This window comes from Planctomycetia bacterium, from assembly GCA_021413845.1.
In the GTDB taxonomy this organism is placed as follows: Bacteria; Planctomycetota; Planctomycetia; order Pirellulales; family PNKZ01; genus PNKZ01.
In genome coordinates, this window is sequence record JAIOPP010000049.1 from 1 (window position 1) to 22,830 (window position 22,830).

Annotated in this window: 16 protein-coding genes; 8 read left to right on the plus strand and 8 right to left on the minus strand. The window is 59.2% G+C overall.

Annotated elements, in window-relative coordinates; all coding sequences use genetic code 11:
- The 3 genes from K8U03_08735 to K8U03_08745 form a co-directional block, all read left to right on the plus strand.
- Positions 1-1,073 (plus strand): hypothetical protein (locus tag K8U03_08735; GenBank protein ID MCE9604973.1); only part of this gene is annotated, 1,073 nt, incomplete at its 5' end.
- Positions 1,074-1,144: 71 nt separating this feature from the next.
- A complete protein-coding gene (locus K8U03_08740; GenBank protein ID MCE9604974.1) occupies positions 1,145-2,857 on the plus strand; it encodes a hypothetical protein in 1,713 nt (570 codons plus the stop codon).
- Between the two features lie 31 nt (positions 2,858-2,888).
- Positions 2,889-3,431 (plus strand): hypothetical protein, encoded by a 543-nt coding sequence (locus tag K8U03_08745; GenBank protein ID MCE9604975.1) that lies wholly within the window; start codon positions 2,889-2,891, stop codon positions 3,429-3,431.
- Between the two features lie 1,037 nt (positions 3,432-4,468).
- On the opposite strand, the gene K8U03_08750 is transcribed toward K8U03_08745, so the two are convergent.
- Positions 4,469-5,035: a transposase gene (locus K8U03_08750; protein MCE9604976.1), complete on the minus strand. Its 567-nt coding sequence runs from the start codon at positions 5,033-5,035 to the stop codon at positions 4,469-4,471.
- Between the two features lie 48 nt (positions 5,036-5,083).
- On the minus strand, positions 5,084-5,365 hold the full coding sequence (locus tag K8U03_08755; protein MCE9604977.1) for a hypothetical protein: 282 nt from the start codon (positions 5,363-5,365) through the stop codon (positions 5,084-5,086).
- Between the two features lie 413 nt (positions 5,366-5,778).
- On the opposite strand from K8U03_08755, the gene K8U03_08760 reads away from it, so the two are divergent.
- Positions 5,779-7,350 carry a tetratricopeptide repeat protein gene (locus tag K8U03_08760; protein MCE9604978.1) on the plus strand — a complete coding sequence of 524 codons (1,572 nt, stop codon included), beginning with the start codon at positions 5,779-5,781 and terminating at the stop codon, positions 7,348-7,350.
- A gap of 66 nt (positions 7,351-7,416) precedes the next feature.
- A complete protein-coding gene (locus K8U03_08765) occupies positions 7,417-9,585 on the plus strand; it encodes a phytanoyl-CoA dioxygenase family protein (GenBank protein MCE9604979.1) in 2,169 nt (722 codons plus the stop codon).
- 110 nt (positions 9,586-9,695) lie between these two features.
- On the opposite strand, the gene K8U03_08770 is transcribed toward K8U03_08765, so the two are convergent.
- The gene (locus K8U03_08770; GenBank protein MCE9604980.1) at positions 9,696-9,911 is read right to left on the minus strand and encodes a hypothetical protein; all 216 of its coding nucleotides are present in this window, start codon (positions 9,909-9,911) and stop codon (positions 9,696-9,698) included.
- 413 nt (positions 9,912-10,324) lie between these two features.
- Between K8U03_08770 and K8U03_08775 the strand changes: the two genes are divergently transcribed.
- The 3 genes from K8U03_08775 (at position 10,325) to K8U03_08785 (ending at position 14,066) form a co-directional block, all read left to right on the plus strand.
- Complete coding sequence (locus K8U03_08775; protein ID MCE9604981.1) at positions 10,325-10,618, plus strand: hypothetical protein; 294 nt, start codon at positions 10,325-10,327, stop codon at positions 10,616-10,618.
- A gap of 122 nt (positions 10,619-10,740) precedes the next feature.
- Positions 10,741-11,214 (plus strand): hypothetical protein, encoded by a 474-nt coding sequence (locus K8U03_08780; protein ID MCE9604982.1) that lies wholly within the window; start codon positions 10,741-10,743, stop codon positions 11,212-11,214.
- A gap of 410 nt (positions 11,215-11,624) precedes the next feature.
- Complete coding sequence (locus K8U03_08785; protein MCE9604983.1) at positions 11,625-14,066, plus strand: efflux RND transporter periplasmic adaptor subunit; 2,442 nt, start codon at positions 11,625-11,627, stop codon at positions 14,064-14,066.
- Between the two features lie 30 nt (positions 14,067-14,096).
- Here K8U03_08785 and K8U03_08790 read toward each other — a convergent pair whose 3' ends face one another.
- The 5 genes from K8U03_08790 to K8U03_08810 form a co-directional block, all read right to left on the minus strand.
- The gene (locus tag K8U03_08790; GenBank protein ID MCE9604984.1) at positions 14,097-16,262 is read right to left on the minus strand and encodes a TolC family protein; all 2,166 of its coding nucleotides are present in this window, start codon (positions 16,260-16,262) and stop codon (positions 14,097-14,099) included.
- 180 nt (positions 16,263-16,442) lie between these two features.
- The gene (locus K8U03_08795) at positions 16,443-18,605 is read right to left on the minus strand and encodes a hypothetical protein (protein ID MCE9604985.1); all 2,163 of its coding nucleotides are present in this window, start codon (positions 18,603-18,605) and stop codon (positions 16,443-16,445) included.
- An 8-nt stretch (positions 18,606-18,613) separates the two neighbouring features.
- Complete coding sequence (locus K8U03_08800) at positions 18,614-19,969, minus strand: efflux RND transporter periplasmic adaptor subunit (protein ID MCE9604986.1); 1,356 nt, start codon at positions 19,967-19,969, stop codon at positions 18,614-18,616.
- Positions 19,970-20,012: 43 nt separating this feature from the next.
- On the minus strand, positions 20,013-20,852 hold the full coding sequence (locus K8U03_08805) for an efflux RND transporter periplasmic adaptor subunit (protein MCE9604987.1): 840 nt from the start codon (positions 20,850-20,852) through the stop codon (positions 20,013-20,015).
- Between the two features lie 91 nt (positions 20,853-20,943).
- Positions 20,944-22,830, minus strand: coding sequence for a hypothetical protein (locus tag K8U03_08810; GenBank protein MCE9604988.1), 1,887 nt, complete (start codon positions 22,828-22,830; stop codon positions 20,944-20,946).

Genomic DNA, 22,830 nt, shown 5'->3' on the forward strand with positions numbered 1-22,830 from the left:
CCGCCGAGCGCTCGGAGGCTTTCCGGCAGCTACTCGCCGTCGCTGATAAGGAAAACTCCGAAGCTTGGTTTCAACTCGGCAATTGCTTCGAGCATGGCTGGGGCACGGAGCCGAATGTCGCGAAAGCAACTGATTGGTATCGGCGGGCAGTCGAGAGAAAACATGCCGGTGCCGTCGTTCGATTGGCGCATCTTAAGTTGCAAGGAGACGATGCTGCCGCGCGAGAAGCGATCGACCTACTGATCGTGGCTAGTAATCAAGGAATTGGCGAGGCCTCATGGATTCTCGGTTGGGCACATGAATATAGGGTCCTGGAAGGAGAGCGAAGCACCTTTCATTCCAAGAAGCCGCTGGTTGCCAAAACTTGGCTCCTTCGACTCACGGATGTCGACGTCCCAATTAGTCGCCTTGGATTCGCCCGCCAATGGGGAATGTGGAATTCGCGAGGCCCCACCGTTCCCGAGGCTCTTGCTTGGTACAAGAAAGGAGAACTTTCGGGCAATAGCAACTCCCGCGTGACGCTCTTATTCGATCGTTATGAAGACCAGGTGCAGCGTTATGCCGAACCAGCAGTTATGGAGGAGGTAAACGACATCGTCGACCACGCCGAACCGCGCATCGGAGGGGCGCTGGCAAGTTGGTATCACTATTGCAGTTCGATTATCCAGAAGCCCGAATTCGCTGAAAGTATTTGGAAGAAGTCTCTCCCCGGTCTGGAAAAGCTTGCGGAAACCGAGGATGAAGAGGCGTTGAAGCTTCTTCAGTTCTATCATTTTCGTGTTCGAGAAGATTCCGTATCGTACGAGTCCAAAATCGTTTCCGTGATCCGTAGAAAGGCCGAACTCGGCGATCCCGCGGCGCAATACGACTTAGGATGGCGATACGAACATTCGACGAAGGACCTCAACGCCGCGGAAAAATGGTATCGCTTAGCAGCCGCTCAAAACATTCCGGCCGCTCAAGTCGCCTTGGCGATTCTTTTAGAAGCGAAGAATACGGAACAGAGCATCGCTGAAGCAAAGCAACTCAATGAATCGGCGCGAGAACAACAATTGATTGGACCGGGAGAGTAATCAAGTTACGACGCAGACGTGGGGGTGGTACGGCCAAATGTCCGTGCGCCGTAGGCGCAACAGAGTTTCAAATGCCGTATTGCAACGGCGTCTCGCCATCGGATGGTTCGGAACTATCGTCGAACGACCTGTTGCAAGCAGTCATCTACGCTTCGAGCGCCTGCGCCGATCGGGTCAAGTACACCTACGACCGCAACGGGAATCGGACGAGCCGCAAAAACGCCGTGGCGACCGGCGGCAACGACGAACTCTATCGTTACGACGAGCTCGACCGGCTCAAGAACCTCGCTCGCGGCACCCTCACGGGTGGCGCTGCACCGATCGTGAGCCCGCAAGCCGGCGAAGCATGGAAGCTCGATGCGACGGGGAACTGGAACGGATACGCCAGTCTCGACTTGGTCGACTCGACGAATACAGTCGAGCAAAACCGCTCCGCCAATCAAGCCAACGAGATCACGGCAATCACGGCCGAAGTAGGGCTCGTCTGGGCGCAGCCGCTCTACGACCGCGCCGGCAATATGATCTCCCTACCGCAGCCGAAAGTACCCACCGAGGGCTACGCGGCGACCTACGATGCTTGGAATCGTTTGGTGAAGCTAGAAGACGGTGCAACAACCGTGGCGACCTACGGCTACGATGCGCTGACGCGACGAATTACGATCGATAACGGAACGAACGTCCGTCGCACCTACTTCTCGAAGCTCTGGCAAGCATTGGAGGAACGTCTCGACGCCTCCACATTACCCGACCGCCAATTCGTTTGGGGCTTACGCTACATCGACGATCTCGTCCTCCGGGACCGGACCACTATCGGAACGCTCGACGAACGACTCTACGCACTGCAAGACGCCAACTGGAATGTTACTGCCATCGTTGACGAAACCGGCGTCATCAAAGAACGCTACCGTTACTCAGCTTACGGAGCGCCCACGTTCCTCAATCCCGACTTCTCCATGAAGATGCCGAATGAGTCCGAATTCGATTGGGAGACTCTTTACTGCTCCTATTGTTACGACTCTATCATTGGAATATACAAAGTTCGATATCGAGATTTGTTATCGCTTCTGGGACGCTGGCTAACGAAAGATCCAATCGGATATCAAGGACTTTCTTTAAACCTGTATGAATACTTACTTGCAACTCCCACAGATAATACGGATCCATTTGGACTACGGGGGCTGCCTCTGGTGCAGCCGGTGAGACCAATAGCTCGGCCACAGCCATTGAGCCCAATTGGCCGCTTTCCTGTCGATTCATCGAATCGGTTGCGGCGGGGCTGGCCGGCTCCAGAACCAATTATTATTCCAAAACTTCAGTTAGAGCAGCCTTGGCCGGATCCTTTTGGTGTACCGTTAAGACTGTCTCCATATCCGAATCTACCTTTGGCTATCATGCCCGATGTTGGATTAGCACCGATTCCAGCTCGAGTGATGGGCCCGCCACCAATACGCTTCGCCGGAAAAAACATGGGCAAATGCTCATGGTGGGAATGGCAGTTCTATCAGGAAGGAATACATGCTTACTGTGATACTCCTGAGCCGAATACCTGTAATTCAATACATTGCTGCATTGATAAGCCGCCGCTCGGCCTTGACCCCGCTTGCCAACAAATTCACCGCAGGATTTACAACGCCTTGAAATGCCTTCAGTTTCGAATAACAATACAAGAAAGATGCTATGACTGGCTGAACGCAGGCAAGCATTTAGATGAAATCAAGAAAGCAGTAACACGGGCAGTCGATTGCCACACAAAAGCAATAAAGTGCAAATGTATTATCAAATAGGATCGCCGCCAAGTCGCTGGAGCTTACATAAATGATGTCATTGCAATGCCACGCATACAGATTACTCGTTAGTCATGTAGAGGACTATTACAAAGCCACGCCAGCGCCACTTGCCATTGTTGATCAAGATGCCTCCGATCACGGAGGTGACGCGAGTGCAATTGTTGATCTTCTCGGTGAAAAAACCGTTGCCGAAGTGAATAAGAGTGATTGGCCTAGAATTGCATCTCGGATTGGATGGCTGTTGCCGACCGCGTTGAACTATTATCTTCCTGGTATTTATGCCGCTTCGATTAACTTAGAAAACAATCAAGACACATGGCATCCCAATATCGATTTTGACATCCTTGACAGTTTGATTTTTTATTTTACGCCGGGCGATTTATTCAGGGTCGATAGCTATAAAAAATCCGGCACCGAAATAAATGCTAATTTGTCGTCAAAAACGATTCGGCTTTCGATAATGTATTTCATATTAGCAGCCTCGATTGTAGAGCAAGCTGACTTTGACAAAGTTATTATTGATAGATGTCTTAGTGCAGCCTTAGTATTGTCGTGTTGCAATCAGGATTAGAGTCGACCGATCCGCTCGGAATAATCACTTGCAGACGGATCGCGATGCGGCACGGACCAATGTCCGTGCCGTAGGCGCAAGAGGTTTTCAATCGCCGTACTTCTACGGTGTCTCGCCATCGGATGGTTCGGAACTATCGTCGAACGACCTGCAGCGATCGGTCGTCTACCTAGGCAATAAAGATGCAGCGGATCGGGTCGCGTGCGCCTCTACACCGGGCCGCAGCCCGAGCCGTATGCCGCCGTATCGAGCGTCGCCGCCGATCTGGTCTTCGAGCAGACCGTGCCGACGTACGACCAAGCCGGCAACGAGTTGGAAACGGAGAGCTTCCGCCGCTACCCGAGCGACGTCGCAACAACCGGCCCGCTGGATACGGCGCTCGGGCGCCGAGGTCGTTCGGCGACGTGGTACGACGGGGTCGGCCGGCCGATCGCCGGAGTGGATTACGGGACCGCCGACTTCGAGCGGACGGAGAGCCCCCCGCCGTCGACCGACTATGCACCCGTCTCGCTCAGCCGCTACGACGCGGCCGGCCAAGCGTTCGAGTCGGTCGATCCGCTCGGCCGGATCAGTCGGAGCACGTTCGATGCGGCGGAACGGCTCACGGCCTCGATCGCGAACTACACGGGCGGCTGCCCGGGGAACGTGACCGATGTGACGGTCCGCCGGACTTACGACGCCGGCGAGCGATTGCGGACCCTCACGGCCGTGAACCCGGACACCGGCGACCAGACGACCACGTACGTGCACGGCGTGTCGGCGGCGACGGGCTCGGAGTTGGCCTCGAACGAACTCTTGCAGTCGGTCGTCTACCCCGATAGCAAAGATGCTGCGAATCGGGTCGCGTACGCGTATAATCGCCAAGGGGAGGCCCTGGCGATGACCGATCAAAACGGCACGGCGCACGTCTACGATCTCGACGGACTCGGCCGAAAGACCGCCGACCGCGTCACGACTGTCGGCAGCGGCATCGACGCCGCCGTCCGCCGTCTGGAGACGGTATATGACGAGCGACAGCAAGTCGAAACGCGCGCGAGTTACTCGGCCCCGAACGGCCGGCTCATCCAACGGCGTCGCTCGTCGCGCCGCTTTCGATGCCACCGCCGTGCGCGTGATTCGCGGCGGGGCCGTTCGCCTCGACCGGCGTTGTGGCGTTCCTGCAACGGACAGACGAAACGTCGTCCGGTCCGCTTGCCGGAAGCCTCGAACTCGACCGATTCCGCCGTCTCGTTCGCATCGTAGCCCGAGTCGACGAGCACGTAACGCGTCGCGTGCGGAAGCCGCCCGAGCTTGTCGGGCACGGTCCGTCGCTCGCGCACGTGAGCTTGTTCGACCGACGCCGAGAGCGGCCACACTACGCCGTTCTTCTCGGCCGAAACGGCGACTTCGTAGCTGTAGCCTTCGACCCAGCCGTGATACTCCGAGTAAGTCCAAGTCGCATCGACGTCGACGCCGCGCGGCACGCGACCGCAGAGTCGATCGCGCTTGTGCCAGTGCGCGCCGCGCGACGGCACGAGGCTCTTGTCGATCGCCGCGGCGCGAGCCCGAATCCGACCGAAACATACGGCGCGGCGACCTTCGAGTTCGATCGCCGCTTGCAACACGCGATGCGCGCGACGGAAGCGATCGAAGTATTGAGTGCGGCCGGGGAATCAGTCGGTTCCCAGCCACGCGCACAACGGCGCGCGATGTTCGCTGAGAAAGCGATACTGGGCCGACTTGCTCTTTCGGCGCTTCGCCGTGGCCGCCATAATCAACACCGCGAGCACCCAATCGGGCACCGTCGGCCTGCGACCGCGTCCGACGCGCGGCTCCAAAAACTCCGCCTTCCGACACGACGACACGGCCGAGCGCACCAGCGCTTCGAGGCCGTCGCCGGCCTTGGCGACGAACAAACGCCGAGCTACTTGAAGAACCGTTTTCTGTTGGCGCAAAAAACGTAACGCTCGGAGATCGGCGTGTTGAGACCACTTTAATACCGGACGCCTTCATCTATTTCTATCGGTGAGACTCTCAAGCCTAAGACACAAAGAGTGGACTTTTCCGATTCAAACGATCTTATGGTCGTCTAAGTGTCATCGTTACGTGATCGACGCAAGCTTCGTCGCGCCGTCGAGATGCCGAATCGGTTCTTGGTTAATTGAAACACGCTGTCGTCAGCAACATTGACGACGAAGGTTTCGAATCGAAATGAACGGCAATGTCGTCATGTTCGATACGACCCATCACGGTGCTCAAAACGGCCGATCTGTCGGCACGCGTGATGTATGGTTGGGGGTGACTTTGCGGACTTCGTTCGACTCGATGGTCGAACGCAGGGCCGATCCTCCCCAACCTTGAGCTCAGCATGTCGAATTCGCAGCCGGTCGTCGTCGAACGCGGTGAACCTCTCTCGAAGTCGTTTATTTGGCCCCTTCAATGTCGGTTCTACGAATCGCTCGGCATCGACGCTTGGTTGAGCGGGGTCATCCCTTCGAAGATCACGACGAACGCACACATCGCCCGCGTCTATGCCCGAATGATTGCGGCGCACATGGCCGACGTCGGAGCGGAGAACTTGACGATCGTCGAGCTCGGCGCCGGACACGGCCGTTTCGGCTTCCTCTGTACGTTGCATCTGCGCGAGATGGCCGCGGCCGGACTTTTACCGGCGAAGAAATGGACTTATGTCATGACCGATGTCGCCGAGCGCAATATCGGCTACTGGCAACAGCATGAGGCGTTGCGACCGCTGGTGGCCGAGGGAGTACTCGATTTCGCTCGCTTCGAGGCCGGAGTCGACACCGAAATCACGCTGCGCGAAAGCGGTCGGAGATTGGGCGTCGATACCAAAACCGAAAACTTGGTTCTCATCGCCAACTACTTCTTCGACTCGCTGCCGATCGACGCTTGGAAGGTGGAAGATGGTCGCTTGCTGCGCTGTTCGTCGCTCCTGACACTCAAGCCGGAAGCCACCTGCAGCGACACGACCGATGCGGCGATCATCGAACAACTGGAGCTCGATTGGGAATGCAACCCTGTCGAGAGCGCCGGCTACGCAGACGTCGAGAAGAACGAACTCGTCGAATACTTCCGCAGCACGATCGGCCACGGTGCGTTTACGCTCCCGGTCGGCGCGATCGACGCCGTGTCGATGCTTGAGTCTTGGTCGGAACGGGAAACGTTGCTTCTCGTCGCCGATAAGGGCTACGCCCGTGAGAGCGATCTCATCGGACGGCCTTTGCCGACGATGGTCCAGCATGGCTGCTTCTCTTTCAGCTTCAACTTCTGCGCGCTGGCGAAGTGGTTCGAGCGCCGCGGTGGCAAGACGTTACTGCCGACGAATCGGGACGGCGATCTCGAAGTCGCGGCGTTCGTCGGCGGTCGCACCGCGCGAGCAACGTCGCGATTGGATTTTACGTTCGCCGAAGGGGTGGGAAGCTTTAGTCCCGGCGACTATCATCAGATCATCCGCCGTTGCGAACGTACGATGCCCGAACTGCGGCATTGCCTCTCGCTGATCCGCCTAAGTTGCTTCGAACCGCAAGTGTTCCACGCCTTGCGCCGCATCATTCGAGCGCAACTCGACGAAGCGTCGGCCGCCGAGCGCCAAGCCGTGCGCGACATGCTCGTGCGAATCACCGACAACTATTTCCATCTCGACGAGCAAGACGTTCCGTTCGCCGTCGGGCTCGTCTATCAACAGCTCGGCGATTATGCCGATGCTGCGGCGCACTACCGTCGTTCGATGCGACTGTTCGGCGACGATTCGACGGCGTTGTTCAATCTTGCAACCTGCCTTGGACACGAAGGTGACCAAGACGAGGCCCTGCGTTGCGTACGAGTCGCGCTGGAGCTGGAGCCCGACTATCCCGAGGCTGTTGAGCTTCGAGCTCGGCTGGAAGATGAAGTCGTTTCCTCTGCCGTCGCGAATGCTTAGTCGGCGCGACCGCTCACCTCGTCTTTCTCACATATCGCTCTCGTTTTGCCCATCGGACCTCGAACCATGATCGCCTCCGCAACGCAGTACGAAACGCTTGAAGGACTCACCGCTTGGGTGAATCGACGTCTACCGGTTGACGAACTCAAGATGATTTCGGATCACCCATGGGCACGGACATACCGTGTTCGCTCGAACGGCGAAACGTACTACTTGAAGTCACTGCCGAGCGTGCAGCGATGTCCACTGTCGGGCATCGAACTTCTCTCGCGTCGGTTCGAGGATGCGGTGCCTAGCGTCGTCGCGTTCGATGCGACGGCCGGCCTGCTATTGCTGCGCGATCACGGCGGCGTCGAGAGGCAGGACGACGATTCCTTACGCGGCGAAGTCTTGTCGCGCTATGCTTCGCTGCAGTCGGAGGCGTCGAGACAGGCGGATCTTCTTGATCTCCTTCCCTCAATCGAACTCGCCGGCCTCGTCGATCGCTTCTGTGAATTCCTTGACCCGAAGGGCTCGCCGACCGATGGTGTCGGAGCCGAACACTTTCTCGGCGCCGAGCAGTCGCGATTCTTCTTCGATCGAATCGCACAGCGCAAGCCGCAGCTGCAACGCCTCGTGCTGGAAGCAATTCGCCTACCGGAGACGATCAATCATCTCGATCTGCGAATGCAGAACGTCGCCGTGCGCGAAGACGGTTCGGTCGTCCTCTTCGATTGGGACGAAGCCACGGCGGGACCGGCCGGGATGTCGCTGCATAACTTCTTCAGCGGTTGCTCGGTGCCGTTTCGGATTTTGCGCGAGTCCGACGCGGCGTCATCGATTTCAAGTCGGCAACGCACGCTCCTCGCGCGATACATGGCGACGCTCGTCGAACAGGGTTACGCTTCGCACGAGTCACTCGTCGCGGGGCTTCCCGGCTCGATTCTCGCCGGAGTGCTGCACTATCTCTTGAGCTATCGCAAGTTCCCGATGAAAGATGCCGACGATCGAGCGCAAGTCGCGAAGATCATCGTACGCCGCCTGGACGACGTGCTGACGCTTTGCGATCACGCCGCCATCGCTCTCCGTGAAGCTGTCATCACCTGTCTCGACGACTACGAAGAGGCCGACGCGCCGCAGCGGGCTCGCTACCTGCTCGAACAGTATCTGTCGGGCTCGCCCGACGACATCGAATTGAGACTTCGGCTTGCTCATGTTTGGAACTATCTCGGCGACGACGCCGCAGCCGAAGCGGCTTGCCGTCAAGCCTTGGACGCCGATAGTCGACATGCGGAGGCCCGAGCGTTGCTGGGCCGAATCTTCGTCGAACGATTGCAACTCGACGACGCCGTCGATCAGTTGCGGCTGGCTTCATCGTTCGCACCCGGCGATGAATCGGCTCGCCGTCGGCTTGACGACGCACTGCTCATGCAAGAGTTGGAACGGCATGCCGCCCAGCCCGGACGAGTTCCGACAATTCGCTTCACGCCCGACGAACTCCGGAGCGGAATCATCAGCCGAGCTAAGCGCCGGCTTACGGCACGATTATTTCGCAAGTACGGAACTCTGGTCGTCGAGAACGTTTTCGATGAGGCGTTGATGGATCGGCTGCTGGTCGATTTCAGCGAGCGCTATCGCTCGTATCTGGATGAAGGTCGCCCAGACGACGCGTTGAAGGTGGGGAACAAACGGTTCATGATCACCGTCGACGTCGACGGTCGGTTCAACGATCCGGCGCTCTACTCCGCGCCGCTGCTGACACCGATCTTGGCCCGACTACTGAGCGACGAATACGTCATGGGTAGCTTCACGGCGGTGGCGTCGATGCCGGGCGCCGCCGAGATGCGTGTCCACAAGGATCATCCGGCGTTGTTCGACGACGAGGCGTTGTCGTTCGCGTTGCCGACCACGGCCGTAACGACGTTGATTCCGCTGCGTGGATTCGACCTGGTGATGGGGACGACGCGCGTGTGGAAGGGAAGTCACACGGTGTCGTCGGCCGCGGCGGCCGAGATGGAATACCAAGACCCCTGCGCGCCGAAAGGCTCTTGCCTCTTGATGGACTATCGCCTCTCGCATCAAGGCTTGGCGAATCGTTCGCAAGTGGTGCGGCCGGTGCTGAGCGTGGTTTACAATCGGCCGTGGTTTCGCGACAGCGTGAACTACGAGCTACAGGCGCCGCTCCGAATGAGCCGCGCAGAGTTCGAACGGGTGCCGGAACCGTCGCAGCGGCTGTTTGCTTGGACGAAGCCGTAAGAGCTTCGTCGCCCGAACCGCGACAAACGAAAAAACCGACCGGATTCATCGCATTGGGGCGAGAATCCGGTCGGTTTCGTTATCTTCGCGCACGTCGCTTAACGACGAGGTTACTTCTTCTTGCAGGCTTTGGCCTTCTTGCTGCCGCCCTTCTTCGACTTGCCCTTTTTCGATCCACCCTTCTTGCTCTTACCCTTCTTCGAGCCGCCTTTCTTCGAGCCGCCTTTCTTGCTGCCGTGGTGGCTGTCGCCGCAGGTCGGCGGGGCACAGTAGCTCGGCGTGATCCGGTCTTCAAGGCGGTCCATGGTGAAGCGAGTGGTCTTCATGCGTCTCTCTCCGAAGTGCGAGTCGTAATTGGAAGGTCGAGAATCGCGTTCGAGGTCGGCGGCGACGTGGCATGCCGAATCAATTGCGATCGATTAATTCCACAACTAGTTGGAGAGCGAACTGCTTCAACAACGAAGTCGCCGATTCACTCCGTTTCTCCACGAATTCCGCACAGCTTCAAGCAACGATCGATTCGACCGATACGACCGGAATCGTTTCTAGGCCACGCTCGGCGAAACACAGCTCCGGAAGCACCGCACGTTCTCATCAATGTTTGAATCTTTATTACGTTTAATCGTTCCATTCACTTTATTCGCATGTGGTCGGCATCAGTTGGTTTTGCGCACTAACTTTCCTAGGCGGATCGTTCACGGATCCGTATTTCAATTCACACAGTTAGGGGATCATTAAGATGGCAGACAATTCAAAGCCGAGCCGTTTCAAGATGGATCGGTTGGAAGACCGGATCACGCCGAGCTACTTCGCTCCGGCCTGCGGCGACGACCACGGCAGCCACAAGGGCGGCTCGCACAAGGGCGGCAGCCACAAGGGTGGCTCGAAAAAGGGTGGCTCGAAGAAGCATGGCTCGAAGAAGGGCGGCAGCAAGAAGCACGGCTCCAAGAAGGGTGGCTCGAAAAAGCACGGCTCGAAGAAGGGCGGCAGCAAGAAGCACAAGTGCGCTCCGGTGAAGCCGAAGAAGTGCTAACCACTTCGTTCGACGCCCACTAGAATGCGTCTAAACGGCATCGAGCGGGCCGCTCCGGTCAGAAAACCGAGCGGCCCGCTCCGCCGTTTGCCTTCTTTCGCGATCTCAATCACGATTCAACCATGCCCGCGACCAAGATCAAACGCCGCAGCACACGAACCGTTGCCCCGAAGCATTGCTCGATCTGCAATGCGAGCGGCGACGAGACGTTCCGCTTCCTCCGGAAGACGTTCATCTTCGACGTCGACTTGGCTCGCAAGCTGACGCAAGACGGCCGTGAGGCCGTGTTGCTCGATCGCGACGACGTTCGCTACGCCGTCGACTCGAGCATCATTCACGAACAGCATGTGCCGCACGTCGATGTGCGCTATCCCGGCATCATGGCTCGGGTACGCTACACGGAAACCGACGGCTCGATCGTGACCGGCGACGTGCTCATCGACGGCCACCACCGCGCGGCACGCTGCCTGCAAATGCACCGGCCGTTTACGGTCTACATTCTCACATACGAAGAAACCGATCGGGTGTTGAAGATTCGTCCCGACGCCGCTCGTCGCCGCAGGCGCCGTACGGGGCCGCGACGTCGCCGCGCTTAGCCGCCGTTCTTGCACTATTCACACTCGTCCTCGTTCCTCGTTCGTCGCAGCTCACTCCGTTCGAATCCCATCTCCGAAATTTCTCGTTCGCACCTTCCGTCGGGTGGCCTACACCTCTCTCGTCGCTCCGTCGGATCATCGCACTTCTCCGCTTGTCTCGTCTGCTCGTTCGAGCTCCCCACTCCGTTCGTTCGTTACTCGGTCGTCGATCCGATCCGCTGCCGATGTTGCCGAAACGCAACAACACGGCAACGAATATCAACGGCGACTCGTCATCGTTCAACGTTGTCCCTCATCGCTTTCGCTGCATTTCCCGGTTGTTCGAGTGATTTCCAAGGTCGATCGCCTTCGCGGCATCGAACTTGCGGATTTCCTAGAGCATCACACCCGATCCACCTCGGAACTTACCTGTGACGACGACGATCGAACTCCTGCTTCCGGCTCGCCGGCCCGAACTCATCATTCGGCCGTTCAGCAAGGCGGGAGAGTACGTCGTCAAGAATCCGCGAAAGGGATCGTACCTGCGGATCGGCGAACAAGAGCAGTTCTTGTTGTTGCAGCTCGACGGCAACCGCTCGGAAACCGACGTTCTCCAAGCGTTTCACGATCGCTTTCACGATCCTCTCTCGAAGGAAGATCTCAAAGACTTCCTCGAAATGGCGTCGCAACGCGATTTGCTCAACGACGGCAAGACGCCGGTCGTTGCGACCGCGACGGACGATGATGACGACGATGAAGACGTTCCGGTCGAGGCCGGCAATTCGCGCAAGCAGTCATGGCTCTATTTCCGCTACCGGGTACTCGATCCCGATCGGATATTGAACTGGATGGCTCCGCTGCTTGCCCCGATTTGGACACGCGGCTTCTTCTGGACGTCATTAGTAGCAATCGCAATGTCGGGCATCCTCTCCTGGACGCATCGCCAGGAACTGGTGACGTCGTTCGGTAGCAACCTTAACGTCGAAACGGCGATTCTCGTCTGGTTGATCACGATCGCCGTGACGACGTTTCATGAGTTTGCCCACGGCCTGACATGTAAGCGCTTCGGCGGTGAAGTTCGCGAGATGGGCATCCTCGTGATGTTCTTCACACCCTGTTTCTATTGCAACGTCTCCGACGCGTGGATGATTTCCGAAAAGCCGAAACGACTTTGGATCACGGCAGCCGGCGGCTACTGCGATCTGTGTCTTTGGGCGATTGCGGTTGCCGTGTGGCGGGTCACGCACCAGGAAACGTTGGTTAATTACGTGGCTTGGGTCGTTATGTCGGTCTGCGGCTTCCGCGGGCTCGTCAACCTCAACCCACTCATGCGGCTCGATGGCTACTACCTGCTGAGCGATTGGTTGGAGATTCCGAACCTCCGCCGCCGCTCGCAGGAACGCTGGATGAGCTTCGTGCGGTGGGCGCTATGGGGCGCGAAGAAACCTAAGCCCGAGCCGCAAGGGAAGCTGCTTACGACGTATGGCGGCTTTCGTTGGCTGTTCTACGTCACTGCTCTCGATTTGATGTACGTCGGTTTGTGTCGGTGGTTGGGAGAACGTTGGGGGATCGTCGGCTTGGGGCTGGCGACGTATTTGGCATTCGTAATCGTACGGCGGTTGTTTCGCGGATTCACTCAAGGGGAGTTGACGAAAATGTTGAAGACTCGGTTCGCTCGCACCGCCGTCTGGGCAGTCGGAATCGTCGCCATCGTCGTCGGCCTGTTCGCCTTCAAGATGGAAGACCGATCGATCGGCACGTTCACGGTTCGCCCGGCAAAGCACGTCGAAGTCAGAGCTCCGGTCGCAGGCTTCCTCCGTGCCGTCAACTACGACATGGGCGAACGGCTTGAAACGAATGCTCTCATCGGTCGCTTGGAAATTCCGGATCTCGAAAGCCTCATCGCGCAGAAGAACGCCCAGCAACGGGAATCGGAAGCAAACCTCCGCCGCTTGCAAGCCGGTCCGAGGGCTGAAGAAGTTCGTGAGCAACAATTCAAAGTCGAGCGAGCTCAAGCTTGGTGCGAGCTCGGCACGAAGGACCTTGAGCGGTCCAAGCAAGCCACGGTTGAAGAGCTTTCGCGACTCGATCAGCAAATCTCGGCGAGTCGAGCCGAAGCCGACTACGCGTTCGCTTCCCTCAAGCAAGCCGAACAGCTTTATCAACGAGGCGTGATGGCCGGTCAGCAGTTTATGTCGGAGCGTAAGCGTTACGACGTCAGCCTGCTCACCCTGCAACAAGTGCAAGCCCAGCGCCGCGCTCGGGAAGCCGGTGGCACGCTCGAAGCCGAAGCCGAAGCGGCTCGTCGCAAGAAGGAGCTCGCCGACGTCGAAGCGGCGCTCAAGCTAATGCAGGCCGGCAACCGCCCGGAAGAAATCGAAGCCGAACAGGCTCGTTTGGCGCGTATCAAGGAAGAGTTGACTCACTTGCTCGATACGAAGAGCAAGCTTGAGATCCGCAGCCCATGGGCCGGCCTCATGACCACCGCTCGTATGAAAGAGAAGATCGGCCAATACTTCGAGAAGGGGGCGCTGATCTGCATCGTCGAAGATTCCGCCGGCTTGGAAGCGGAAATCGCCGTCTCCGAGCAAGAAGTCTCCGGCGTCGAGGTCGGACAAACGGTCGAACTCAAGGCCCGAGCCCTGCCGTTCCGCACGTTCGGCGCTCGAGTCGCCCGAGTAGCTCCGCGCGCCGAAGTCGAACAAGGGGCCTTGCAAGGTAAGGTGATCGTGTACTGCCGCCTCGACAAGTCGGATACGGAACTCTTGGCCGGCATGACCGGCATGGGCCGAGTCTTCCGCGGCGAGATGCCGTTGGCCTCGATCGGGGCCAACAAAGCGATGAAGTATCTGCGGACTGAGTTCTGGTGGTAATCCGTCTTCGTTGACCTATCGTGCGCAACATCAATTGACCGCGGCGGGCGCCCCGGCGCGAGCTCGGCCCGGCGGCGGCAACTGACTCGGCGAGAAGTGAGGGTTCATAGGCTTCTGAAGCGGCGCGTTCGGATTTGAAAAGCCCGACTGCGGCACGTTGGGAGTATAAGTGGCCGGCACGACGGTGTTCGGCGACATCGGCAGCGGTTGCAGCTTCGACGTCGGTGGCATCGGCATCGAAATCGGCGGTGGTGGTGACTTCAACTTGGGCGTAGTCGGGGGCGGTCCGATCACAGTAGGTGGTGGCGTAGCCGAGGGTGGGGGCAGCACGACATCGTCCGAGAAGTCGCGGGACGGCACCGCTTCACCAACGACTTTTGCGGTCGGGCCGCTGAAGGCATACGACATCGATTCCGGAGCCGATGCGACCGTGCGAGACTCGCGGAACTCGCCCCGCTCCCATTCTACGCCATAGTCGGTGAGAATCGTGCCGCGGGCTTCGTTCAAGCGAGCCAGCAAGGCGTTGTATCGTGCCAGGAAGGTTTGCGTGTCGGTTGCGGCATCGGCCTGCGAACGCAAGGCGGAAAGATAATCGTTCGTCGCCGCCAAGAGCCAATCGGTACTCTCACCTGCCGGCGGTGGATTCTCGTAACGAATCTTCGCACCGCCCAACCAATCGACGTTGGCAAGCAATCGGGCGTTCGCTTCCGCATAGAGTCGGTAGGTATACTCGGCTTCCTGCGTCAGCGAATTGATCTGATGAATTGCAGAATGCGTCGCTTGGCGAAGGAGCGCCTGCTCGCGTGAAAGCTGAATCGCGGCAGAGCGAATTCCTGCGGCAGCGGCACGCCGACCGAGCGGCATCGTAAATGTCATCGATGTTTGCCAGTCGGTGTATTGCGTGCCGTACATCTCTTGGAGCGCATCGCCCAATTGATTACCGACGCCGTTCCAGCGGTAGAGCGCCACGGCGTCGAGTTGCGGCAAGCCTGCGTTCTTCGCCGCGAGCAGAGCCGTCTCGCGCGTCCGCACGGCCAAGCGCTGCCGAATCAGGTCGGGCCGAAGCTCCATCGCAGTCGCCGTTGACGCTTGCATGTCAAGAGTCGCCGGAGCCTGAAGCGGTTGTGAGGTGAGGACTAAGCACGTGCCGTCGCTCGGCGGCAAGCCCAGGAGATTCCGCAGCCGCAACTCACGCTGCACGACCGCCGAACGAGCTTGAATACCTTGTTGGCGCACGGCGCGGAGTTGCGATTCCACTTTGGCGACGTCGGCCCGCACACTGCGCTGAGCGGCGAATCGCTCCTGCTCGATCTGCACGACCCGCTCGAGCAACGGAATCACCTCTTCGATCGCCTTCGCCGCCGCTGTCGAGGCGTGAAGATCCCAATAGGCCTCGGTGATGCTGCGAACCGCGGCCATCGCCGCTTGTTTGGTTTCATAGAGCGTTTGATCGCGCTGCAAATGCGCGATGCGAATCGGCGCTTTGTTGACGTCGATTCCGGCTCCTTTCAACAGCGGCTGTCGCAACGAGAACTCCGTGTTCGACGTGTAGAGCGGATTGAACGACGTCGTTCCCAACGGCAAATACAAGTAGCCGAGCGGTGGGTTGTAGGCGATTCGAGATTCACCACCGGTGATCCAAGGCTTCGCAAGCGCAGCGGTGAAGCCGAGTTCGTCCCGCTTCGTCGGTTCCGCCAAACCGGGGCCGAAGACCGCATTCGGCGGCAGATTGATCCAGTTGGAATAGACCGACGACGTCACGTAGGGATCGAACGCAGCCAACGGAATCCGCGCACGAGCATCGGCGAGTTCCGGATCGTACAGCGTCGCAGCGGCAACGCTTCCTCCGCTGCCATCCAACACACGGACGACACCGGAGTTCCCAAGTCCGAACCGGATTGCTTCTTCAAGGCTTAGCGGTCGCTCGCCGCCATTGCCGACTACCGGTGGAACGGGCATCGTCGGAGTTTCGGCGCCGATCGGCGGATCGGCCACCCGATAGGGATCGAAGCCCTGATGGAGTGGAGGGGTCTGCTCGACGGCCAGCGGCTCGGCCCGGAAATAGTCACTCCGTTTCGGCGGCTTATAAGTCGGCGCGCATCCGATCTGCAGCAGCAGCGACGCGATGACGACGAGCGAGATCGCGCGGCGGCAAGGGAGCGTATGGAAGCTCGAATTGTACGAGTCGTTCGCCATCGAACAAAAGATGCGTCGGCGGATGGAGGGAATCCGTTACGTCGCAATGATCGGCATCGGACGAAGCCGAACTTGGGGGAATTTGCCGGTTGCGTAAACTTTGTCGCTGCCGGCAGCGGTGGCAATTGCGTCGCCGTCACGACAAGAACGGGGTAATTCGCGTCCTAAGAAGCCGCGATGTTATTCCGCTTCGTTTCGCGGCGCACCGTCGAGCCAACGATCGAACCTCGCCCAAACGCGCCCAAACGCGATGAGCCACGTCGTGCGAATCCGGAGTACACCGGTGCGACCGGCAAAGATCGGCTCGGCAATATCGGGCGCGAGGCCGGCAGTCAGGCGGAAATGAGGTTTATAAAACTCGGCGATCATCGTCTTCTGAGCGTCCGTCGCCTTGGAAGTCGTATCGCGTCGCCGAATCGGAAGCTCTCCGCCGTGTTCGACGCTCAGTGCCGGATGAATCAATTCGCAACTCGCCCGTGGGTCTGCCCGAAGCGAGATCGGCACGATGATCCGGTCGGAGCCGGTGATGCGCAGTGAATAGCCGTCGCCGGCTGTGGGGATGGATTCCGAATCCTCTTGTGACAGCGCAGCGACGACGTGCTTCGCCGACTCCGTACCTAGAACGACGACATCGCTTCCATCCGTTAACCAACGCCCCGACAATTGCGAGATGCCGCGCGACACGATTCGCCCAGCAACCGGTGCAGTGATGACCTGGTTCGCCGAACGTTTTTCCAGATCGGTCAGCTTCACTTCCAGCGACTGACGCCGAATCGTTTCCGCTTGCTCTTTCGCCAACTCTCCCGCTTGCCGATGCACTCGGGCTTTGGTGACATGCTGTTGAATTTGGAGCTTCGTTTGCTCCAACTCGACCGTCAGTTCCTTATTCTCGATGCGCACGAGCGGCCGCCCGACGTTAACGAAGTCGCCGTCTTGAACGAACACTTCGCGCACGAATCCCGGACCCCGTGTCCGGACGACCGTGAGCGGCTCGTAGTCGACCACCGCAGGAACATCGATCTCGCGCGGATCGCACCACCACAACGCGATGCCGCCGATGACCGCGACGCAACACCAACTCCACGTGGCGCGGCGCAGTCGGAACCTGATCGTCGCCGACGACCCTATTTCGCAGATTATTCGTCTTAATCCGCGAAGCCAATGAATGGCGGGTAAGACGCTAAGCAATCCCGCGGCGACGGGCCCGAACTTATAGAGAGCTAAGCTCAGCAGGCCGAATGTCACGAAGCCCCGCCAAGCCATCGCAGCCAATCCGAAGACGGCGAGCCAACGCGGTTCGGGCCCCGCTCGACGAATGGCCTCCGGTTCTTCGACTCCAAGGAGGTAACGCTGAAGGAAGCGGCCGGCCGCAGCGGCCGCGCGTGACGACAGGTTTGCAAAGTCGATCGCGTCGGAAAATGCGAAGTAGCCGTCGAATCGCATCAGTGGGTTCAAATTGAAAACCAGTGTGCTGACGCCTGCGACCATCGCCGTCGCTAAGCAGAGTTGATGCGTCGCGTCGTCGCTGCTCCACGCCCAAACCAGCATCGCGAGCGAAGCGATGAACGCTTCGAGATAGACTCCCGCCAGAGCCACAAGCACTCGGTCGGCCCGGCTGTTGCGACGCCAAGTCGACGAGACGTCTACGAACGGCGACGGAATGCCGAGCACGAACATGATCCCCACGCTGCCGACCTTGCACCCGACATGGCGACAGGCCAAAGCGTGTCCCGCTTCGTGCAGTAGTTTGAGCGCAGACCAAATGATTAGTAGAGCGATCGTTCCTCGCAGCCCGAGTTCTAACGGCGAATGTGCCGACATCTCCGACCAATTGCCGACGACGATCACGGAAGCCGAGAGGAAAGCACCTAGCCAAACGACGAAGAAGAGACGACTGAAGAGAATCGCGCCGAGAGGTTGGAACTTTTCGATCAACCGATCGGCGCTTCCCCATGTCCAACGAATGAACCATGGACTCCAGCGTTTCCACGCTCCGAACTGTGCGATTTCCGTCTTTCCTTGAACGCGTTCGGTTGAGGTCGATTCGGCCGTGTAGACGAGTCCGACCTCAAGCAGCCATTTCGACAGCGCGAGTGCGTGGTCGAGATTCAACGCATCGTCGGGCCGCTTGGCGGCTGCTTTCGCAACTGCCTCGTCCAGCGTGCATACTCCATTGAGCGAGTCGAACAATGCGAACTCTGCCTCGCCGAGTCGATAGTACGTCCCGCGCAGCGAGTCTTCGAGGAAGTAGTACGGCTTTCCTCGCTCCGATCGCCGCGACGCGCGCACATCTCCCCGTGCTCTTACGACGAAGCTACCCGGCTCTTGAATACGTTCGTACATGGGTCCGCTCAACGGAGAAGCCGCCGTATTGCTTCTCCGACTCGATGGAATGCGATCCACGCAAGCGTTCGACGATCGGTGCGAACTTCGGCGATTCCTTTCATTCCGGGCCGGAGTGAACCCGAGTCGTTATCGAGTTCGACTTCAGCGACGAAGACGTTCGCACCGCCGCGAAGTTCGGCGCGAGGATAAACGCGGGAAACGACTCCTTGGCGATCGTCGCCGGCAGTCGAATCTAAGTAAAGGTCGATCGACTGCCCCGACGTGATCCGATCGATTTCGGCTTCCGGAACGAGCACCTCGACGACCATCCGGTCGAGAGGAGCGACTTCGAACAACGATTGTCCGATCTTGACCGGGGCGCCCTCCGCGCGGTCCATGTCGCCGCTGACGACGACACCGGCGATCGGCGCGACGATGTCGAGGTGTACCAGACGATTCTCAAGCAGCTTCAAGCGTTCGGTGAGTCGTCGACTTTCCAGGGCATCGATCTGAGCTGCAGCGGTCTTGCCTACCGCCATGTTGGCGGAGCGCGACTTCGCGGCGCGGTCGCGCTCTGCGGTCGCGGCGGCGATCTCCCAGGTCAGCTCCTTGGCATCGAGCCGTCCGAGCGATTGGTTCGTCGCAACGATGTCTCCCGGCTTTACGAGACTTTGCTGAAGGATGCCGTCGAACGGGGCGGCTATGTGGCGGCGAACCACCGGCTGTACCTCGACTTCACAGCGAACCTTGTAAGGCAGCGGCAACGCCCCGATCGCCGCTAGCGCGAGGACGCCGCAGAAGGCATATCGCTTGTTCTTCGCAATGTTCTCGCGGAGCGCATGCCACCAAAGCCCGGCCTTTGAACGTCGCAACACCACCGACTTCGCTTCCAACGCCGGACCGATGTGCTCGCCGATTAGGCTCATGGCCTCGATAGAAATGGGTTCGGACGACCGCGTCGGTTTCACCAGCGCGATGGCGATCACCTGTCCTGCAGACGAGATGAAAGGCAAAAAGGCGAACTGTTCTCCACCCGGCAACTCCAGGAAACGGACAGCCGCATTGCCGCCGTCGGAATATGGTTCGCATTTTTGTTCTAATTGCCGCACCAACTCCGAACCGCGGTCGAACGACTCGAGATGCGTGAAGACTTCGATCTGAAATCGGCTGCATCGGCCTGAGGCAATCGCCGTATAGTCACCCGCGAAACACTGATTCACACCGAGCGCAAGCGTCCGATACATCGCCGCTTCGTCGTCGGCTCGAAGAATCGAGTCGGTCAGTTCGACTAGCGACGTCAGTAGCGACCATTCCGCCGGCATCGTCGGCTCGTTGCAGGCCGATGCCGGCCTCACACGGTCGGGCGGCGTTTTCAAGTGCATCGTAGCGTCTCTTTCCTGGTCGCAATAATTCCGATGCTACGCCCTAACGGTTGACGACCGAAGCATCGGCCGACGCTTCGTCGAGCAAGATCGAACAACGGCAGCCGGCCGATACCTGATCGCGACTCTTTTCGATCAGCACCTTGACTCGAATCGTCTCGCTTTCGGCATCGAATACGGGGGCGACGAACTCGACCTTACCTGCGATTTCGAGCTCGGTGTCGGCCATCTTCAAACGCACCGGTTTCCCGACTTGCAAGCTCGCACCGGCGGCGCGAGGAAGGTTGAAAACAGCCCGCAAGGGATGAATCTGTACGACCGTGACCACGGTCGGAGCGACCGGGGTGACGAACTCGCCTTGCTCGCGGTGGATCTTCGTTACGACACCGTCGATCGGGCTGCGAATCAAGCGGCGCTCGATCATGGCCTCGGTCTTTTTCAATTCCAAGAGATCGAGTTGGTGTTGTTCTTCGACGATCCGCCGTTGTCCTTCGGCCGACTCGAACTCTGCCTCGGCCTTCTGAACTTCGTCAGGCGTCGCATGTCCCTTCGCCTGCAGTTCGCGCATTTTCTTGAGCCGCGCCTCTTTGAGACGAAACTCGGCGAGTGAAGCTTTTTGTCGACCGTCGGCCGTGGTCGCGACATGGGCGATGTCGCGAGCGATCGTAAGCACATCTCGATCGAGCGACGCCATGATCGCTCCGGCCTTCACTACATCCCCTTCCTTCACGACGATTTCGGCCACGACACCCGTTTCGGCCGGCGCCAGGTCGATCTTACGGAACGGTTCGGTGAAGCTATCGTGCGATTGACCGCGGGCGATTGATGCGCAGCTACTTAGCGCCGAAACTATCGCGACGGTGCGAAACAGGGTACGGAACATGTCGACCTCGAGTCGTGTTGCGGAAACACAACAAAGGTAGGTCACGTCTTACGGAACGTACGAGATCGTGCCGTTCCGATCGTAACGATTATTACGCCGGCCCGGCGGTCCGTAGGACGTTGTCGAGCCAACGGTCGTAACTCGCGACGTGAAGGCGGTCGCGTCGCAGTCGGGCTTCGAGATCGGCGCGAGCTTTACGAATTTCCACCGTGACATCGCTTCTAACTTCGCCGTCCGCATCGGCGGCTGCGCAAAGGCGGGCACTCACGGCCGAGTATGTTCGCCAAATCGTATCGTCGGCCGCAATAAAGAATCGTCCGGAGCCCGGGTCGCCTTGTCGCCCGGCGCGACCGAGCAATTGGCGATCGACGCGGCCCGAATCATGGTACTCGATCCCGATGACGTGCAAGCCGCCGGCTGCGCGCGAGTCGACGTCGAGTTGAATGTCGGTCCCTCGGCCGGCAAGGTTCGTCGCCACGAGCACATGCCCGCTGCTTCCCGCCGCCGCGACGATCGTCGCTTCTTCGGCGGATTGCGTACCGTTAAGCACGCTGTGCGGAATGTGTTCCAGGGCGAGGAGCCGAGCGATTCGCTTACTGACCTCGATCGTGCGACAACCGACGAGAACCGGCCGACCAGTGCGTCGTAGTTCGCCGACTTCGGCGACGGCCGCTCGATCGCGTACCGCGCAGTCTCCGAAGTATCGATCGGGCAAGCGAACCAACCGAGAAGGAAGTCGTGGAGGGACGACGGTGATCTTCGACCGATAGGTTTCCCGAAGTTCGTCGCCGGCTTCGACGAGCGTGCCCGATGTTCCGGCGAGATGTCGATACAGTTTGAAGAAGCGTTGTCTGGTAACGCGCGCCGCGCCGACCGTGGGAATCGAAAACGGCACGCCTGCCGCGAACTCGACGGCTCTCTGTAGTCCCTCGGGCCAGCGTCGATCGTCGAAGATGCGTCCGGTCGAAGCATCGATGATCCGCACGGCCCTATCGACGACGACGTAGTCGACATCCTGCTTCAGGAGCGAGGCGGAGAGAGAGTCTTCGACATACTGCGACCAGGGTCGGCGCAGTTGCGAGGAGATCTCGCGCATAAACTGCGACGACACACGTTGCGAGCCAAGCTCCGTCAACGTCGCGCGACGGTGTTCCGTATGAATCGCGAAGTGAAGGTTCGGCGTCAGGCTCGCTGCGACGCTTCGCGCGCGATCGAAGACTTTGTGCGAATCGGGATCGGCGTCGCGCGGAGTGCTGAGTATGAGCGGCGTACCGGCTTCGTCGATGAGAACCGAGTCGAGTTCGTCTACGATCGTGCAATCGAGCGGCGGTTGTAGCGGAAGACTAATTTCCTGACCAGCGAGCCGACGCCGTAGCGCGTCGCCGAGCTTCGCAGGCGTTTCCTCAACTTGTCGCAGCCGTTCGCGAAGATAGTCGAAACCGAACGCGTAGCCGGTGCCATAGACTACGGAAGACGAATAAGCCAGACGCGTCTCGTCGGGCGTACGAGATTCCTTCAAGACTCCGACGGAGATCCCCAACAGCTCCAATGCCGGAGCGAATCGAGCGTAGTCGCGTTCCGCGAGGTATTGGTTGACGGTCGCAACATGCACCGAGCGATTACGGAGCGCCAACGCAGAGGCGGCGGCGGCGACAGCGAGCGACTTCCCTTCGCCGGTCCGCATCTCGACGCAGCGGCCCAGCGCCATCGCCGCCGCAGCACGAAGTTGTACATCGAACGGCATCAACCCGATCGCCCATTGCGATGCGGCGGCGAACAGTGCGAGAGCCGACTGCAAGGCTCGATCGTCGTTCGGCTCCCTTCTCACGATCGAAGCTTGCTCTCGTAGATCGTCGATCGAAAGTTCGGCGAAAGTCGCCATGAGCCGCTTTGCATTACCGATCGTGTCGGCAAGCAGTCGTTCGTCGCGTCCCCGCGATGGGATCCAACCGAACGCCAATTCGCGAAACGTAGGCAT

What these genes read in the sequence shown, in the direction of transcription:
- K8U03_08745 (MCE9604975.1), top strand. Translation starts at nt 2,889, where the DNA reads ATGATGTCATTGCAATGCCACGCATACAGATTACTCGTTAGTCATGTA.
- K8U03_08780 (MCE9604982.1), top strand. Translation starts at nt 10,741, where the DNA reads ATGCCCGCGACCAAGATCAAACGCCGCAGCACACGAACCGTTGCCCCG.
- K8U03_08805 (MCE9604987.1), bottom strand. Translation starts at nt 20,852, where the DNA reads ATGTTCCGTACCCTGTTTCGCACCGTCGCGATAGTTTCGGCGCTAAGT.
- K8U03_08760 (MCE9604978.1), top strand. Translation starts at nt 5,779, where the DNA reads ATGTCGAATTCGCAGCCGGTCGTCGTCGAACGCGGTGAACCTCTCTCG.
- K8U03_08775 (MCE9604981.1), top strand. Translation starts at nt 10,325, where the DNA reads ATGGCAGACAATTCAAAGCCGAGCCGTTTCAAGATGGATCGGTTGGAA.
- K8U03_08770 (MCE9604980.1), bottom strand. Translation starts at nt 9,911, where the DNA reads ATGAAGACCACTCGCTTCACCATGGACCGCCTTGAAGACCGGATCACG.
- K8U03_08810 (MCE9604988.1), bottom strand. Translation starts at nt 22,830, where the DNA reads ATGCCTACGTTTCGCGAATTGGCGTTCGGTTGGATCCCATCGCGGGGA.
- K8U03_08795 (MCE9604985.1), bottom strand. Translation starts at nt 18,605, where the DNA reads ATGTACGAACGTATTCAAGAGCCGGGTAGCTTCGTCGTAAGAGCACGG.
- K8U03_08740 (MCE9604974.1), top strand. Translation starts at nt 1,145, where the DNA reads ATGCCGTATTGCAACGGCGTCTCGCCATCGGATGGTTCGGAACTATCG.
- K8U03_08800 (MCE9604986.1), bottom strand. Translation starts at nt 19,969, where the DNA reads ATGCACTTGAAAACGCCGCCCGACCGTGTGAGGCCGGCATCGGCCTGC.
- K8U03_08790 (MCE9604984.1), bottom strand. Translation starts at nt 16,262, where the DNA reads ATGGCGAACGACTCGTACAATTCGAGCTTCCATACGCTCCCTTGCCGC.
- K8U03_08765 (MCE9604979.1), top strand. Translation starts at nt 7,417, where the DNA reads ATGATCGCCTCCGCAACGCAGTACGAAACGCTTGAAGGACTCACCGCT.